A 15,904-nucleotide genomic window follows, 5' to 3' on the forward strand; every position below is an offset into this window, starting at 1 on the left:
TTCCATTATAAATTTAATTTGGAAACCACATTGCAATTTCTCGTTTAGCAGTCTCTACTGAATCTGAAGCATGAACGCAATTTTCAGTAAGATTTACTCCAAAGTATTTTCTTATAGTACCATCTTCTGCTTTTGCTGGATTTGTATGTCCATTAAGCTGTCTTATCTTGCTTATAGCGTCTTTACCTTCTAATATTATTGCACAAAGTGGACTTCTTGTAATATACTTTATCAATTCATCATAAAAAGCTTTACCTTTATGCTCCGCATAATGTTTGCTTGCAACTTCTTCAGTAATGTTTTCCATCCTCATTGCCATGACCTTAAGGCCCACCTCTTCATAGCAATTAATTATCTGACCAATTAAATTTCTTTCAACCGCATCTGGTTTTATTAGTATTAAACTTCTCTCTCTCATACCCTTGACCTCCTAAACAAATGTTGTGAGTTAAATTATACCATAATTTTCTGAATATTTGAAATATTTTATTTTCATGCTATAATTAATTTATATTTTGTATTGGAGGACATATAATGGTTAGATATTTTTTAGTAGTAGATGGACAAGTTCAAGGTGTAGGATTTAGATTTTTTGCTCAATGTAACGCCGCTAAATATTCCTTAACAGGCCTAGCTAGAAATATGGATAATGGTATGGTTGAAATGGAAGTTCAAGGGTCTGAAGAAGATATTCAGAAATTCATCTCTATAATAAGAAAAGGAAATAGATTTATTAGAGTTAATGATTTTTCTATGAAAAGGATAGATGTTATTACTAATGATAAAAAATTTAAAATTACATATTAATAGAAAAAAATAAACTCCTTCGAAATTCTTTGAAATAAAATCCAAAGAATTTAAAAGGAGTTTTATTTAATATTATATTTAAGCTTCTATCTTTTTTTGTTCCTTGAGATCTTTAAAAAACGCTTCGGTTTCCTGTACAATTACTTTCCTAAGTCCTATAATTCCAATTAAATTAGGTAGGGCCATAAGTCCATTAACTATATCCGCTATTATAAATATTAAATTTAGTGGCATAAAAGGTCCTACTGCTACAAGAACAATGAATATTATTCTATACGGCATAATAGCTTTTACACCAGCTAGATATTCCATACATCTCTCACCATAGTAATTCCAGCCTAGAATTGTAGTAAAGGCAAAGAATATTAGCCCTATATTTACTACATATTTGCCTATTTCAGCAAAAGGTAGTCCTGTTTCAAAGGCTGCTGTTGTTAATGCTGCCCCTTCAAGCCCAGTATCTAGTGAACCTGTAAGTATTATAGCAAGACCAGTCATAGTGCAAATTATGATAGTATCAAAAAATGTACCTGACATTGAAATTAGCCCCTGTCTAACAGGAGAATTAGTCTTTGCTGCAGCTGCGGCTATTGGAGCACTTCCAAGGCCAGCTTCATTTGAAAAGACACCTCGTCCAACACCCTTTTGAATAGCCATTTGAACTGTTATACCTGCTACTCCACCCAAAGTTGCTTCCGGGTTAAATGCACTGTTTAATATTAATGATACCGCTGCTGGAATTGCAGTATAATTAAAAATCAGTACTAACATAGCTCCCAGAACATATAAAACTGCCATAAAAGGTACAACCATTTCAGAGACCTTAGATATTCTCTTGATACCACCTAAAATTACAAGAGCAACAACAATTGTAACAATTACTGAAGTTACAATTACTGGTACATTAAAAGTGATACTAGCAGCATCTGAAATTGATTTAACTTGTCCAAAAGTTCCAATTCCAAAGAATGCAACCCCCACACCTAGAATAGCAAATATCTTAGCAAGCCACTTAAGTCCAAGACCATTTTGTATATAATACATAGGTCCCCCTGCCATTTGGCCATTCTCATCTACTTCTCTATATTTTATAGCAAGTACCCCTTCAGCATACTTAGTAGCCATACCAAAGAAAGCTGCTATCCACATCCAAAACAATGCTCCAGGTCCCCCTGCTGTAATAGCAGTTGCGACTCCTACTATATTTCCAGTTCCGATCGTTGCAGATAAAGCTGTACATAATGCAGCAAAACTTGTTACATCACCCTTTGTGCTTTCATCCTCTGACTCTTCATCTTTACCAAAAACGTATTTAAGCGCCAGTGGTAGTTTGAAAATCTGTAATAGTTTTAATCTTATTGTTAGATATACCCCTGTACCAACTAATAGTACTAATAAAGGTGTCCCCCATATAAGTTCACTAATCTTTTGTAAAATACCTTGTAGATCCACGAAAAAAATCCCCCTTAAAATAATAATTTTTAGAGGAGATAATAAATGATATGCCAAAATAAGCATACCTATATCCCCTGTCCTTTTTACCTGAGAGTTTCGACCTTTATTTTGTAAAGGCCATGCTCCTTCGGTGCTCCTCGTTTGTGAGTCTCTCCAGAGGCCCGTCCAGCAACGGTTCTTTATACCTGAAAGATTTACTTCTTCGGTGAACAATTTAATGTTTCTCTCCCGCCACCTTCAACCGGACACAATTCAATTATATATACAACATAGCAATTTTACACCATATTCTACTAAAAAGTATACCTTTATCGGTGGTTAACTAAAAACTTTTTGATAATATTGTAGAATTTATGAATAGACAGATTAAAAACCAGATAAAAATTTATCTGGTTTTTAGACTTTTATTTATATAATCTGTTAATTGCACTAAATATGGATTTTATGGATGCAAGGGTTATATTACTATCAACACCTACACCAAATGTAGTAATTCCAGTATCTATCCTCTTCATTTCAACATAGGCCGCAGCTTTAGCTTCTGACCCCTTACCCATAGAATGCTCAGCATAATCTACAACATGAGTATCAACTAAGTTAGATTTAACCAATGCCTTTTTCAATGAATCTATAGGACCATTTCCTTCCCCTACAAGAATCTTTTCCTCACCCTTATACAAGAATTTAACAGTAACTCTTGTATCATTATTAGGATCATCAGACTCTGGAATATCTGATATTGCACATTTAATTAACTTAAATATCTCTTCTCTATCAATATATTCTTCTTTAAACTTCTCCATAATTGTGTTAGGTGCAACCTCACCTTTTTGTTCAGATATCTTTTGAATTACATCTGCAAATTCCTTATGCATAGCCTTAGGCATCTTGTAACCGAAATACTTATCCATTACAAATGCAATTCCACCCTTACCAGATTGGCTATTTATTCTAACTAAGGCTTCATATTCTCTGCCTAAGTCCCCTGGGTCAATTGGAAGATAAGGAACTTGCCAGTATTGTCCTTCCCTTTCCTTATACTTAGCCATCCCTTTATTAATAGCATCTTGGTGTGACCCTGAGAAAGCCGTAAATACTAATTCCCCAGCATATGGATGTCTTACATGAACTGGAATCTTGCAACATTTTTCATAAACATCAATAATTTTTTGAATATCCTCAAGATTAAGTTCTGGATCAACTCCTTGGGAGAACATATTATACGCAATATTTAAAATATCTACATTTCCAGTTCTTTCACCATTACCAAATAAAGTTCCTTCAACTCTATCAGCTCCAGCAAGTATACCTAGTTCCGCAGTTGCAACTCCAGTTCCTCTATCATTATGAGGATGAACGCTTATTATAATACTTTCTCTATCTTTAAAATGAGTACTCATCCATTCTATCTGGTCTGCAAATATATTTGGAGTATCCATTTCTACTGTAGATGGAAGATTAAGAATAACCTTATTCTCTTTAGTAGCCCCCCAAGTTTCACAAACTGCTTCACAAATTTCAAGAGCATATTCAACTTCTGTTCCAGTAAAACTTTCTGGAGAATATTCAAGAACTAGTTCTCCCTTAAAATCTTTAGCATATTCCTTAACTATTTTTGTTCCTTCAATAGCAATTTGTTTTATTTCTTCCTGACTCATATTAAATACAACATCTCTTTGAAGAACTGATGTGGAGTTATATATATGAAGTATTGCCTTTTTAACGCCCTCTAAGGCTTCAAATGTTCTTTTTATAAGATGACCTCTAGCCTGAGTTAAAACTTGTATTGAAACATCTTCCGGTATTAAATTTTTATCCACCAAGGTTCGTAAAAAATCAAATTCTATTTGTGAAGATGATGGAAACCCTATCTCTATCTCTTTAAATCCAAGCTCTACTAAAAGCTTAAACATTTCAATTTTTTCTTCAATGGTCATGGGATTAATTAGAGCTTGATTACCATCTCTCAAATCAACAGAGCACCAAATTGGAGCCTTTGTAATTAACTTATTAGGCCATTTTCTGTCCTTAAGTTTAATTGTTTCAAATCTTTTATACTTTTTACTATTTAACATTTTAATAATCCCCCTTTTAAAATAAAAAAAGCATAATGACTCCAATTCGGAGCAATTACGCGGTACCATCCAATAAATTTATACTTAATTAAAATAACGGCTATAAACCGGCAAAGCCTACTAATTAGTTCAGCCCCACAGCTCGTGAGCGAGTTCAAAATGAAGACTTGCGGGCTCTCATCATACCCCTACTCTCTTTGAAGTCTCTTACCTTCTACTACTCTCATTCTTAGCTTTTAATTATCTATTTATATTGTATGTTACTATAATATGTATTATATGTCAATGAGTTAATTCTACAGATTAAATTTCTGTACCATTGCATTTCATTAACCTTCACTGCCATAATATAATATTATTAATTCCTAAGCTCTATAATGTGAAAATAGAGGGGACAGTCACCATGTGACTGCCCCCTCTTAATTCAAGAAATAACAATTCTTTTTTATACTAATTCAGTAATTGATTTATCTCCAAATATGACTTTCCAGTCGATTCCAAAATCATCAACAGCCTTTTTTATTGCAGGCATTTTTAATGCAGTCTCAAGGATTTCAGGTGCCATTGTAGCAGTTTGTGCTCCACATAAAAAAGCATCATTTACTTGACCCATATTCTTAAAGCTTGCTGCTAAAATCTTAGTTTTATATCCGTCTCTATCAATAATATCAGCAAATGCGGTGATTACTTCACGAGGATCAATATCCATATTCTCCATACGATTGAAATATGGTGCAATAAAATCTGCACCTGCCTCCATTGCTAAAAAGCCCTGTGCTTTTGTATATATAGCCGTTGCAGTAACTCCAATATTTAGTTTCTTTAATGCCCTGATTGCTTTTAAGCCCTCCTGTGTTACTGGGACTTTAATGAATACATTTTTATCGACATTTTCTAATATAACCTTTGCTTCTGACATAATACCTTCATAATTTTCTGCAATAACTTGTATATGAAGAGATTTATCTAAACCGATAATTTTTCTAATTTCTTTGAAATGATTGAAAAAGTCAATTTTACCTGTGGCCTTAATAATACTTGGGTTACTTGTTACTCCTGTTATATGAAAGTATTCATTGTATTTTCTAATATCCTCAATATTTACTGTATCTAACATGTATTCCATTATTATAATCTCCCTTTTTATATATTTTTTATAAACTCTGCTCTGTTCTTGCAATAATATCATCCTGTGTTTGTTTTGATAATACATTAAAAAATGCACTATACCCTGCAACTCGTACAATTAGGTCTCTATATTCTTCCGGATTTTTTTGTGCATCTATTAGTGTATCTCTTGAAACAACATTATATTGAACATGAAATCCTTTTAAACGATTGAAAAATGTCCTTACCAACGCAATAATTTTGATTTTATCTTCCTCTGTGGACAATAATTGCGGAGTAATTTTTTGGTTTAATAATACTCCCCCTGTAATCTTATCTGTTGAAAGCTTTGCAACAGATTTAAATACTGCTGTAGGACCATTTCTATCCATAGAATGAACTGGTGCACATCCTTCTGCTAAAGGTGTATGAGCATTTCTTCCATCAGGCGTTGCAAGTGTTCCATTTCCTTGTGGTACATTTGCGGAAATAGAAGATGTCCCTGCATAATAAACTCCACCTATTGGGCCACGTCCATATCTTGTATTATGATATTTTGATATTTCATCAATATATACATCATAAGCTCCACTTATAAGAGTATCTACATAATCATCATCATTACCAAACTTAGGCGCTTTGTTAATTAAAATGTCTTGAATACGATTTCCATCTTCGCCTTCAAAGTCACTTAGCATAGCATTCCACAATTCTTTTGTTGTTATTAATTTATCATCAAATACACATTTCTTAATAGCTGACAAAGAATCGGCTAAATTTGCAATACCAACCTGTAGATCACTTATAAAGTCATAAACTGCACCGCCTTCTTTTATTGTCTTTCCTCGTCCGATACAATCATCTACTAATGTTGAACATAGAATATCCGCAGTATCTTGTTCAAGAATCATATCAACAGTAGTATCTATAATGACACTATGTTTTGTAAATTCACGAATAATCTTATCCCATGCTGCTAAAACCTGATCAAAGGACGTCATATCTATAAATTGTCCCACCCCTTCTGATAATTTTGTTCCAGATTCTAAATCTATACCATTATTTAATGCAATAAGTAATGATTTTGGAAAGTTTAAGAAACTCATACCTGTACAACGATAACCCCATTTTCCAGGAACAGCTACCTCTACGCACCCAATTGCACTATAGTTATAAGCATCCTCTTCCTTTACACCTTTTTCTATGAATGATGGAATTATAATCTCATCATTATTAAATGCAGGCATTCCTGTTCCCAAACGAACTACTTCAATACATTCCTTCATAAATTTATCATCAAGACCTTTATGATATCTTACTGTAAGGTTAGGTTGCGGAAGTTTTACTTGTGCAACACTTTGAAGAATCAAGTAACTCAAAGGATTTACTGCATCCTTTTTATCAACAGTCTGACCACCAACAGTTACATTTTGATAAAGGGGACTTCCTGCGCTGAACTTTGTGTGAGACCAACTTCTTATTTTATTAATCGTAAATGTTTTTAACCAAAGATTTGTTAATAATTCAACTGTTCTATCCTCAGTAATTATTCCGTTTTCAAGGTCTTTTTTATAATAAGGATATAAAAACTGATCCATTCTTCCATAAGATAATGAATGTCCATTTGACTCAATCTGAAGTATTAGATGAATAAACCACATTGACTGAACTGCTTCATGGTAAGTATCTGCAGGTTCATAGGGAACCTTATTTAAAATACGTGCCATTTCAACTAATTCTTCAGCACGTTTTTTATTTTTTTCTGTTTTTGCCATATCAGAAGCTAAATTAGCATACCTCTTTGCAAAGGCCACTACTGAATCAATAACAATTATGATTGATTGATAAAAATATAATTTTTTCAAATTATGGTAATCAGTTAAATCTAAATTTTCAATTTGTTCAAGAGTTCTCTTTTTATAATCCTTAAGTCCGAGCTTCATTACCTCTTCATAATTAACAGCAAGATGTGCGTCCCCTGAGGTAATATTGCCTTCCGCTTTAATAATTCCTAAATCATAAAATACTTTACTAGCCTTTGGCATTGCAGCAAGGGCTTTTTCTTTTAGCGTATTATTCATCCAATAAGGTTGAATTTCTCTTAATTTCTTTTTGCTTTCCTCTGTTATATAAAACACATCACCATCACGCTTTTCAAATTCATCTAACTCATCTATAACCCAGTCCATAGCATATTCAGGAAAAATAGGAGCAGAACGATTTGAAGATGCCTGATTTCCAGCAATCAATGTATCTGTCTCAATAAATATACTCATATGCTCTAGAATATTTTGTAACATATATGCACGTTTTATTACCAAAGGTTTATCACCATGTTTTTTATAGCTCTGGGTTGTTAGAATTGCTCTTTCTACACATACATAAGGTTTTGCTTTTAATAATTCCTCACGAAAATTATCCATTCTATCCGTAAGTTTTCCAAAATAGTTATTCATAAAATGCCTCCTTTAATATTTTTTCAAAAAACTATTATCTTTTCACTGTTCGTAATTCCACGTTATTCTCTAATAAAATCTCTCGTGCATATTCAGGTATTGCATCATCTGTAATCACAAAGTCTACTTCTTCTTTTCTGAACTGTGCTACCACCCCTTGTTTTTTGAATTTTGAGGCGTCTGTAAGAACAACTACATGACTTGCGGATTCTGCCATTGATTGCACAGTTTCAGTTCTCATTAAATCATTGCCAGTAAACCCAAACTTTTCTGTAAACCCATCTGTACCTACAAATAGTTTGTCTACAAAAAAGTCTTTAGCACATTTTTTAGTAATAGGACCAACCATCACCTGAGATTTCGGTTGATAATCCCCTCCAAGTAGAACTATTTTAACAGAAGGAATTTCTCTAATATAGGAAGCAATAAAAGCTGAATTTGTAATTATTCTAACATCTTTCTTGTTAGCTGCAAGTTCTTCTGCAAGCAATGCGCAACTCGAACCTGATTCAATCATTACAGTCTCACCATCTTTTACAAGTTCTGCTGCTAATTTTGCAATACTTCTTTTTATTTGATAATTAAAGGCTAATCTATTATTAATATCATCGCTTGCATTCATAACTGCGTAACCATGTTCTCGTCGTAACAAACCTTTTTCTTCTAATATATCAAGATCTTTACGTACTGTAACTTGAGAAACTTTCAAAAGTTCAGCTAACTGCTTTACCTCAATACGTTCATTATCTCCTACAATTTCAAGTATTCTTGTATGTCGTGTTTCTATTTTAACCACCCTTTACATAAATTATTATTTCTATGAGTTCTATGAGCTGATTTTTTACTATAACTATATTTTAGCTACTCTCTTTCATATTGTCAACATTTATGTTTCATTCGTAAGTATTTATTTTTTAAATGTAAGTTTTGCGTTTACATAATCCTATTGTAATGCTACTATTGATATAAAGAAAGGTTTGGTGTTTTTATGAATGAAAAGAAAGCTAACATCTTTAATATACAAAAATTTAGTATACATGACGGTCCAGGAATAAGAACTGTGGTATTTTTTAAGGGATGTCCTTTAAGATGCTTGTGGTGCTCAAATCCTGAATCCCAAAGTAGTACAATAGAAATTCCTTGGAAAGATACCTCTTCTTCTGTGGCACTTTCAATTGTAGGATATTCTAAAACTGTATCTGAAATAATGATTGAAGTAATGAAAGATATAGATTTTTACGAAGAATCAGGCGGTGGTGTTACTCTATCCGGAGGTGAAGTTCTACAACAAGCGGATTTTGCAATTGAACTATTGCAAGAATTGAAAAATAAAGGTATACATACAGCAATTGAGACAACTGGTTATACGTTCTCTGAAGTGTTTAAGAAATGTATAACTAATGTAGACCTATTGCTCTTTGATATAAAACACTATGATAGAGATAAACATCTCACAGCTACAGGTGTCTACAATGATATGATTATTAAAAACATGAAATATGCTGCCTCAATTGGTAAAACAATAATAGCACGTATTCCTGTTATACCAGATTATAACAACAGTCTAGAAGATGCCAAAGAATTTAGTAGTCTCTTAAATAAAATAGGGATAAAAAAAGTAAACCTATTACCTTTCCACCAGTTTGGACAAAATAAATATGACCTATTGGGAAGGCCTTATACCATGGAAGGTATTAAACAGCTTTATCCAGAAGATTTAGAAGAATTTAGACAAGTATTTCTTGAAAAAGGGTTAGATTGTAGTTTCTAATCTCACCTAATTTAGATAATTTCAGTTATAACCCCTAGATATTTAAAATGCAGTTGATATAAATTTCTTTATATCAACTGCATAAGTCTTATTTATATTTGGTTTAGATTGAAAACTCCTTCTGTAGATCCACTTGGATTAAATACATGCTCTACTCTAGGTAATGATATTCCCAAGGTTTCCCTAAGAACATCCTCTACAGTTTCTACTGTTAAAATAGTTAACTGACTCTTAACCTCTTCTGGCACATCCTTTAGATCTATTAAATTATCCTTTGGAATTAATATTTTTGTTATTCCAGCTCTTTGAGCTCCGAGTAATTTTTCCTTAAGACCTCCTATTGGAAGTACTGCTCCCCTTAATGTAATTTCTCCTGTCATTGCAAGTTTTGGATTTACCTTTATACCTGTAACAAGGGATGCAAGGGCAGTAAATAATGTAATTCCAGCTGATGGCCCATCTTTAGGTACAGATCCTGACGGAACATGTATATGTAGATCTCTTTCCTTAAAGTTTATAACATTTATTGGTAATCTTGACTTCAAAAGACTTAAAGAAATCTTTGCAGATTCTTTCATAACATCTCCTAATTGACCCGTTAAAGTAACTTGTCCACTCCCTACCATATCAGTAGCTTCAATGAAGAGTATCTCTCCCCCTACAGCTGTCCAAGCTAAGCCTGTCACAACCCCCGGTGGATTATCCTTTTGAGCCTTATCATGACTTGAAACCTTTCTTCCAAGCAAATCATCTAGTTTATCCACAGTAACTTTAAATGGTAATTCTACCTTGTTAGATACAATTTTCTCTGATGTAACTCTTGCAAGTGTAGCCAACTGTTTTTTAAGACCTCGAACTCCAGCTTCTTGAGTATATTCACTAATAATTTTTTCCATAGCTTCATCTTCTACTACTAATTGATCTTTATTCAATCCATGTTCTTCAAGTATTGAAGACATTAAATGATTTTTACCAATATGAAATTTTTCATTCATAGTATAACTAGATATTGGGATTATTTCCATTCTATCTAATAAAGGTCTAGAAATATTATCTAAGGAGTTAGCTGTAGCTATAAAAAACACCTCTGATAAGTCATATGGTAAATCTAAATAATGATCAGTAAAGCTATTATTTTGTTCTGGGTCTAGTACCTCAAGTAATGCACTTGCGGGATCTCCATTATATCCTGTCATTAATTTATCTACTTCATCTAAAACCATAACTGGATTTCTTTCTCCTGCCTTCTTAATGCTTTGAAGAATTCTTCCTGGCATTGCTCCTATATAAGTTCTTCTATGCCCTCTAATTTCAGCTTCATCACGTATACCGCCTAGACTTAATCTTATATACTTTCTATCAAGTGCTTCAGCAATACTTTTACCTAAGCTTGTTTTTCCAGTTCCAGGAGGTCCGACTAGTAATAAAATAGAACCTTTTTTGTCCTTTTTAAGTTGCATAACTGCTAAATGTTGTATTATTCTATCCTTTACCTTTTCAAGTCCATAATGCTGTTCATCTAAAATACGTCTTGCTTGTCCTAAATCAATGGCTTTAGGTTCACTCTTTTTCCACGGAAGTTTAACTAATAGATCTAAATAGCTACGTATAATATTGTAGTCAGAACTATTTGGACTTTGACTTTCTAACTTTTCTAATTCCTCAAGTGCAACTTCCTTTATTTCAATTGGCATTTGAGCCTCTTCAATCTTAGTTAAATAATTTTTGTCTTTTTTAGCACCCTTACTTTTGCCTTCATTTAGTTCAGTTTGAATAACTTTTAATTGTTCTCTTAGAACTGATTCTCTATAACTTTTGTTAGCTTTTTCTGTTAACTTCTCTGCCATCTCAAATTGCAATTTCAAAGTTTCTTTTTGTTTCAAGATGTAATCCATAAATTTTAGACTTCTCTCTTTTAATGATTTAGTTTCTATTAAATCATACTTTTCCTTGTTTGAAAGTGGCATAAATTGAGTAAGATAACCTATAATTTTATTTAGATCTGTTTGTTCCTCTACGGTTGTCATAAACTCATCTGCGCCCTTGAAATTCTTACTAACTTCACGAGTAATTTTTTTAATATATTCAACTATTTCTTCTTGACTCTCTTTTGTAAGATCACTAACATCTGATGCAAACTCAAATTCTGCGCTAATAAAATTATCACTCACATTAAGTCCTTTAATTTCTACTCTATCTAACACTTCAATTTTTGCTTCATATCCTTTTTCTGTTTTTTCAATCTCGTTTAAATTAAAAGATACTCCAATACTATTAAAATCTTCCTCTTTTAGCTGACTTTGATTAAAATTTTGCTTCAAAGATAATGCAATACTAACTTGATCTTCTTTAGCTAAATTTTCAAGTTCTCTTTCACTGATGTTATTTAATTTCAGGGTATAAGTCATTCCTGGTAATAAAACTATACCAGCTACAGTAATTACCATTCCTTCTTTATTATTTTTATCTAAGTTCATCATTATAATCATCCTTTCTTTTAATAACATTCATAAGTGAATGTTCGTTTAATTATTTATCTAATAACAGCGAGATATTTCTGCGATTATTTCTTCACAAAATTTTCTCGCTTTAATAACTCTTTTTTTATACTAGTAAAGCATCCTGAACAATCCTAATCATTTCTTTTAGTAATTCAAGCTGTTGAGCTTGTCCAATACATGGCTTAGTTGCAATGGATTTTATTGGATAAAAAAGTATTGCTATCAAATTTTCGTTTCTAAAATCTTTAAACACTTTTTTTATTTTCATATCTTCCAATAAATTATTTAAAATAGTGATACCCCTTCGTTCTGAACATTGATTTGCTAGAGCTGGACAACTTGAAAATTGATCTACAAAGTGAAAAATTTCACCATTTTCTTGAATGTAAGTGTAATATCCTGTGACTAGTATTTCAATAAGCTGTCGTCCATCCATGTCATTATCAAGCTTACTAAGTAAATAATCGAAGATTTCTTCCGAATACTCAAGATATATGTCCTGAAGCATTACTTCTTTATTTTCATAATAAATATAAACTGTGGCTGGAGAAATTCCTGCTTCTTTAGCAATTTTTGAAATAGAAGTACCATGAAAGCCTTGTTCAAGTATTAACTTAATAACTGCTTCTTTTATCTTCTTCTCTTTCTCATCATCTTTTCTTCTCACTGTGAACACCTCTATTATATTCTATAATAAACGACCGTTCATTTATTGTCAAGTGCTTTGCCATATTAATAATTTCTTCTATGATGCTATTCCCCAGATGTTCTATATGAGACTTTCATTTTGCAACACTTCTATTGTATACTAGACTTACCCTAATAAAAACAAAAGAAATGAGTGATATGATGATAAAACTAATAGTAACAGACATGGATGGTACCTTATTGAATCAAGAAGGGAAACTTCCAAAAGATTTTTTTAGCACTTTAGATAAATTAAAAGCTAAAAACATAAAATTTGTAGTAGCTAGCGGACGCCCCTATGTTACTCTTCATAACAATTTTGATCCGATATCTGATGAGTTAGATTTTATATGTGATAATGGAGCTTTCATAGTTGAGAATGGACAAGTTGCCAGTATAGCCATTATGGACAAGACTAAGGTAAATGAAATTATAAAATTTTACGATAATATTCCTGATATTGAAATTGTCCTTTGTGGAATTAAAAACGCTTACCATCATAGTTTATCTACTGACTTTGCGAAAGAAATAGACAAATATTATCTTAAATATGAAACTATTGACGATCTTACAACTGTTGATGATGATATTTTCAAGGTATCAATTTGTAATTTAAATGGTTCAGCTACTAATTGTTACAAAGTTTTAGAACCAATATTTAATGAATATTTTAATATAGTAGTTTCCGGAGCGACCTGGGTAGATCTAATGAGGAAAGGTATTAATAAAGGCTCTGCTCTAGAGAAAATTCAGAAAGATGAAGGCATATCATATGAAGAGACTATGGTTTTTGGAGATTTCTATAATGACGTAGAAATGCTTGGGAAAGCACACTATAGCTTTGTTATGGAAAATGCTAATGACGACATGAAGCAATATGGAAATTTCATAGCTAAGAGAAATACTGAAAATGGAGTTATCAAAGCTATTGAAAAATATGTTTTAAAATAAAAAAACAGGACACAAACTTAATTGTGTCCTGTTTTATTTTATCCAAATACCTTATTAGCATTCAATATCCCTTTGTCATCAAAAACTTTTTTTACACTTCTTATAAGACTAAACTATTCTATTTCTTCTTTCTCCTTTATAATAAGCCCGAATATTCTCAATTAAATCAGAAAACAATCTATTTCTAGCCTCAACACTTGCCCAAGCTATATGAGGTGTTAGAACAATTTTGTCCTTATTTTTAACCTGTAGCAAAGGATTATCTAAAGACATTGGTTCAACAGAAAACACATCTAGGGCAGCTCCTGCAATAATTCCTTCATCAATGGCTCTTGCTAAATCCTTATCGACAACTATAGGACCTCTTCCCATGTTAACAAGAACAGCTTCTTTTTTCATTTTTTTTAAATTATTATAGTTAAATAACCCTTGAGTATTATTATTTAAAGGTGCGTGAATCGAAATTATATCGCAATTTGCAAGTAATTCTTCTAGTTCAACTCTTTCATAATCATAATTATTATTTATACCTGAAGTTGAATAGTATACAACCTTTGCTCCAAAGGCATCAGCTATTTTAGCAACCTTTTTACCTATAGCTCCAAGACCTATTATTCCCCAAACTTTGCCTTCAATATCATTATATGGTTTATCCAAATTCGTGAACATTCCACTCTTTGAATATTCTCCACTCTTAACAAAATTATCATAATAAGCTATCTTATTATAAAGGTGTAGCAATGTGGCAAAAGTGTGTTGAGCAACAGTTGGAGTTGAATAACCAGCTACATTTGTAACTGCTATCCTTTTATCTTTTGCATAATTAATACCTATATTATTGTACCCTGTAGCTGTTTCACATATTAATTCTAGTTTATCAGCATTCTCCATTACATCTTTATTTAATAAAAGCTTATTTGTCAAAACTATAGACGCATTCTTTATTCTTTCTTTAACATCGCAATTTTCGGTTTTATCATAATATACTACATTTCCAAATTCTTTTAGTTTATCAAAATCAACATTCCCTATTGTAATTCCATCTAATACTACTATTTCCTTCAAGTTCATGATATTTTCCCCCTTATTTTCTACTAATTTCATAATAACCTAAAGGTATATTTTTGTAAACGTACAACCATTAGGACTTTTCATTCTTTATTTGATATAATACTAGAGTATTAATTTAAAATTGAAAGGAGAATTCCGATGTTTATTATTTGTTATGAAATGTCTTCAGATAAAGTTGAGGCTGCTATTGAATTACTTCAAATTAATGATATTTATGATGCTTTCTACGAAAGTGCTTTAGAGATAACTACTGACGAAAATGGTTATGGTTACACAGAAAAGGAAGAAGAAGATATAACCCTTAAGGTAGCCTTTGAAAGCAAAAATGAGGATTTAGAGGATTTAGAAATATTTATGAATAAAGTTACTTCTTTAGTTGGTAAAAAACCCTTTGATGTTTTTGAAGAGTCTTCCAACTATGAAGATTTCTCCATGCCCGCTATTCACATAGATGATAATTGGGTTCTAGCTTCCCCTGATGAGGAGTTTGAAGGTAAAAATAAAATTAATTTTGTCTCTCAAGGGGCCTTTGGTACAGGTCTTCACGAAACTACTCAAGACCTTTTAAAAATCATATTATCAAAGGATTTCTCCAACAAAAGAATATTAGATATAGGAACTGGCTCTGGTATACTTTCTTTAGCTACTGCTATAAAGGGGGCAAGTGAAGTTATCGCCCTTGATATACGAGATGTTGCTGATGAAGTATTACTTAATGCTTCCTTAAATAATATTAATACCATCAGACCTGTTATTGGAGATGTTCTAGCGAAAGAAGTCACTATAGAAGGTATTTTTGATTGGATATATATAAATATCGGCGGTGAAGAAACTCATATGTTTATGGATCTAATTAAAGAACATCTTAAAGAGGATGGGTACCTCTTAGTATCCGGCTTGGTTGAATGGAGCTTCAATAAAGTCTCTGATATGATTGAAAGCTATGGATACACACTTGTTGAAAAGCACCAAAGTAAAGAATGGGTTACAGCTATATATAAGTAAAAAAAGATTAAATAAGAG

The 15,904-nt window shown here is 32.1% G+C and carries 13 protein-coding genes and 2 riboswitches; of the genes, 4 read left to right on the forward strand and 9 right to left on the reverse strand.

From position 1 onward, the window contains the following. Positions 1 to 13 precede the first annotated feature (13 nt). Positions 14 to 418: a nucleoside-diphosphate kinase gene (gene ndk, locus CLVI_RS02715; protein ID WP_106058582.1), complete on the reverse strand. Its 405-nt coding sequence runs from the start codon at positions 416 to 418 to the stop codon at positions 14 to 16. 116 nt (positions 419 to 534) lie between these two features. Here ndk and CLVI_RS02720 point away from each other — a divergent pair, with 116 nt between their 5' ends. Further along, positions 535 to 807, forward strand: a complete 273-nt coding sequence (locus CLVI_RS02720; RefSeq protein WP_106058583.1) for an acylphosphatase — start codon at positions 535 to 537, stop codon at positions 805 to 807. A 78-nt stretch (positions 808 to 885) separates the two neighbouring features. Here the strand turns inward: CLVI_RS02720 and CLVI_RS02725 are convergent, their stop codons facing one another. The 5 genes from CLVI_RS02725 to CLVI_RS02745 form a co-directional block, all read right to left on the reverse strand. Continuing rightward, on the reverse strand, positions 886 to 2,325 hold the full coding sequence (locus CLVI_RS02725; protein WP_106058664.1) for an alanine/glycine:cation symporter family protein: 1,440 nt from the start codon (positions 2,323 to 2,325) through the stop codon (positions 886 to 888). Positions 2,326 to 2,333: 8 nt separating this feature from the next. Continuing rightward, positions 2,334 to 2,422: riboswitch (glycine riboswitch) on the reverse strand. 2 nt (positions 2,423 to 2,424) lie between these two features. Next, positions 2,425 to 2,503: riboswitch (glycine riboswitch) on the reverse strand. A gap of 163 nt (positions 2,504 to 2,666) precedes the next feature. Beyond that, a complete protein-coding gene (gene leuA / locus CLVI_RS02730; RefSeq protein ID WP_106058584.1) occupies positions 2,667 to 4,337 on the reverse strand; it encodes a 2-isopropylmalate synthase in 1,671 nt (556 codons plus the stop codon). Between the two features lie 445 nt (positions 4,338 to 4,782). Further along, on the reverse strand, positions 4,783 to 5,463 hold the full coding sequence (locus CLVI_RS02735; protein ID WP_106058665.1) for a fructose-6-phosphate aldolase: 681 nt from the start codon (positions 5,461 to 5,463) through the stop codon (positions 4,783 to 4,785). A gap of 28 nt (positions 5,464 to 5,491) precedes the next feature. Beyond that, a complete protein-coding gene (locus CLVI_RS02740) occupies positions 5,492 to 7,900 on the reverse strand; it encodes a glycyl radical protein (protein WP_106058585.1) in 2,409 nt (802 codons plus the stop codon). A 34-nt stretch (positions 7,901 to 7,934) separates the two neighbouring features. Further along, on the reverse strand, positions 7,935 to 8,687 hold the full coding sequence (locus tag CLVI_RS02745) for a DeoR/GlpR family DNA-binding transcription regulator (RefSeq protein WP_106058666.1): 753 nt from the start codon (positions 8,685 to 8,687) through the stop codon (positions 7,935 to 7,937). 201 nt (positions 8,688 to 8,888) lie between these two features. Here CLVI_RS02745 and CLVI_RS02750 point away from each other — a divergent pair, with 201 nt between their 5' ends. Next, on the forward strand, positions 8,889 to 9,671 hold the full coding sequence (locus CLVI_RS02750) for a glycyl-radical enzyme activating protein (RefSeq protein ID WP_106058586.1): 783 nt from the start codon (positions 8,889 to 8,891) through the stop codon (positions 9,669 to 9,671). A gap of 92 nt (positions 9,672 to 9,763) precedes the next feature. On the opposite strand, the gene lon is transcribed toward CLVI_RS02750, so the two are convergent. Continuing rightward, a complete protein-coding gene (gene lon, locus CLVI_RS02755) occupies positions 9,764 to 12,151 on the reverse strand; it encodes an endopeptidase La (RefSeq protein WP_106058587.1) in 2,388 nt (795 codons plus the stop codon). 124 nt (positions 12,152 to 12,275) lie between these two features. Then, positions 12,276 to 12,839, reverse strand: a complete 564-nt coding sequence (locus CLVI_RS02760; RefSeq protein WP_106058588.1) for a TetR/AcrR family transcriptional regulator — start codon at positions 12,837 to 12,839, stop codon at positions 12,276 to 12,278. Between the two features lie 134 nt (positions 12,840 to 12,973). Here CLVI_RS02760 and CLVI_RS02765 point away from each other — a divergent pair, with 134 nt between their 5' ends. Then, entirely contained in the window at positions 12,974 to 13,810 is an 837-nt protein-coding gene (locus CLVI_RS02765; RefSeq protein ID WP_341458731.1) for an HAD family hydrolase, read from the forward strand. Positions 13,811 to 13,918: 108 nt separating this feature from the next. Here CLVI_RS02765 and CLVI_RS02770 read toward each other — a convergent pair whose 3' ends face one another. Then, positions 13,919 to 14,875 (reverse strand): D-2-hydroxyacid dehydrogenase, encoded by a 957-nt coding sequence (locus CLVI_RS02770; protein WP_106058667.1) that lies wholly within the window; start codon positions 14,873 to 14,875, stop codon positions 13,919 to 13,921. A 144-nt stretch (positions 14,876 to 15,019) separates the two neighbouring features. On the opposite strand from CLVI_RS02770, the gene CLVI_RS02775 reads away from it, so the two are divergent. Next, positions 15,020 to 15,886 carry a 50S ribosomal protein L11 methyltransferase gene (locus CLVI_RS02775; RefSeq protein WP_106058590.1) on the forward strand — a complete coding sequence of 289 codons (867 nt, stop codon included), beginning with the start codon at positions 15,020 to 15,022 and terminating at the stop codon, positions 15,884 to 15,886. Positions 15,887 to 15,904 lie beyond the last annotated feature (18 nt).

Source organism: Clostridium vincentii, from assembly GCF_002995745.1.
In the GTDB taxonomy this organism is placed as follows: Bacteria; Bacillota; Clostridia; order Clostridiales; family Clostridiaceae; genus Clostridium; species Clostridium vincentii.

Excerpts from the sequence above, each read along its gene's own strand:
- CLVI_RS02735 (WP_106058665.1), bottom strand. The coding sequence starts at position 5,463 with ATGGAATACATGTTAGATACAGTAAATATTGAGGATATTAGAAAATAC.
- CLVI_RS02750 (WP_106058586.1), top strand. The coding sequence starts at position 8,889 with ATGAATGAAAAGAAAGCTAACATCTTTAATATACAAAAATTTAGTATA.
- lon (WP_106058587.1), bottom strand. The coding sequence starts at position 12,151 with ATGATGAACTTAGATAAAAATAATAAAGAAGGAATGGTAATTACTGTA.
- leuA (WP_106058584.1), bottom strand. The coding sequence starts at position 4,337 with ATGTTAAATAGTAAAAAGTATAAAAGATTTGAAACAATTAAACTTAAG.
- CLVI_RS02720 (WP_106058583.1), top strand. The coding sequence starts at position 535 with ATGGTTAGATATTTTTTAGTAGTAGATGGACAAGTTCAAGGTGTAGGA.
- CLVI_RS02725 (WP_106058664.1), bottom strand. The coding sequence starts at position 2,325 with ATGCTTATTTTGGCATATCATTTATTATCTCCTCTAAAAATTATTATT.
- ndk (WP_106058582.1), bottom strand. The coding sequence starts at position 418 with ATGAGAGAGAGAAGTTTAATACTAATAAAACCAGATGCGGTTGAAAGA.
- CLVI_RS02740 (WP_106058585.1), bottom strand. The coding sequence starts at position 7,900 with ATGAATAACTATTTTGGAAAACTTACGGATAGAATGGATAATTTTCGT.
- CLVI_RS02775 (WP_106058590.1), top strand. The coding sequence starts at position 15,020 with ATGTTTATTATTTGTTATGAAATGTCTTCAGATAAAGTTGAGGCTGCT.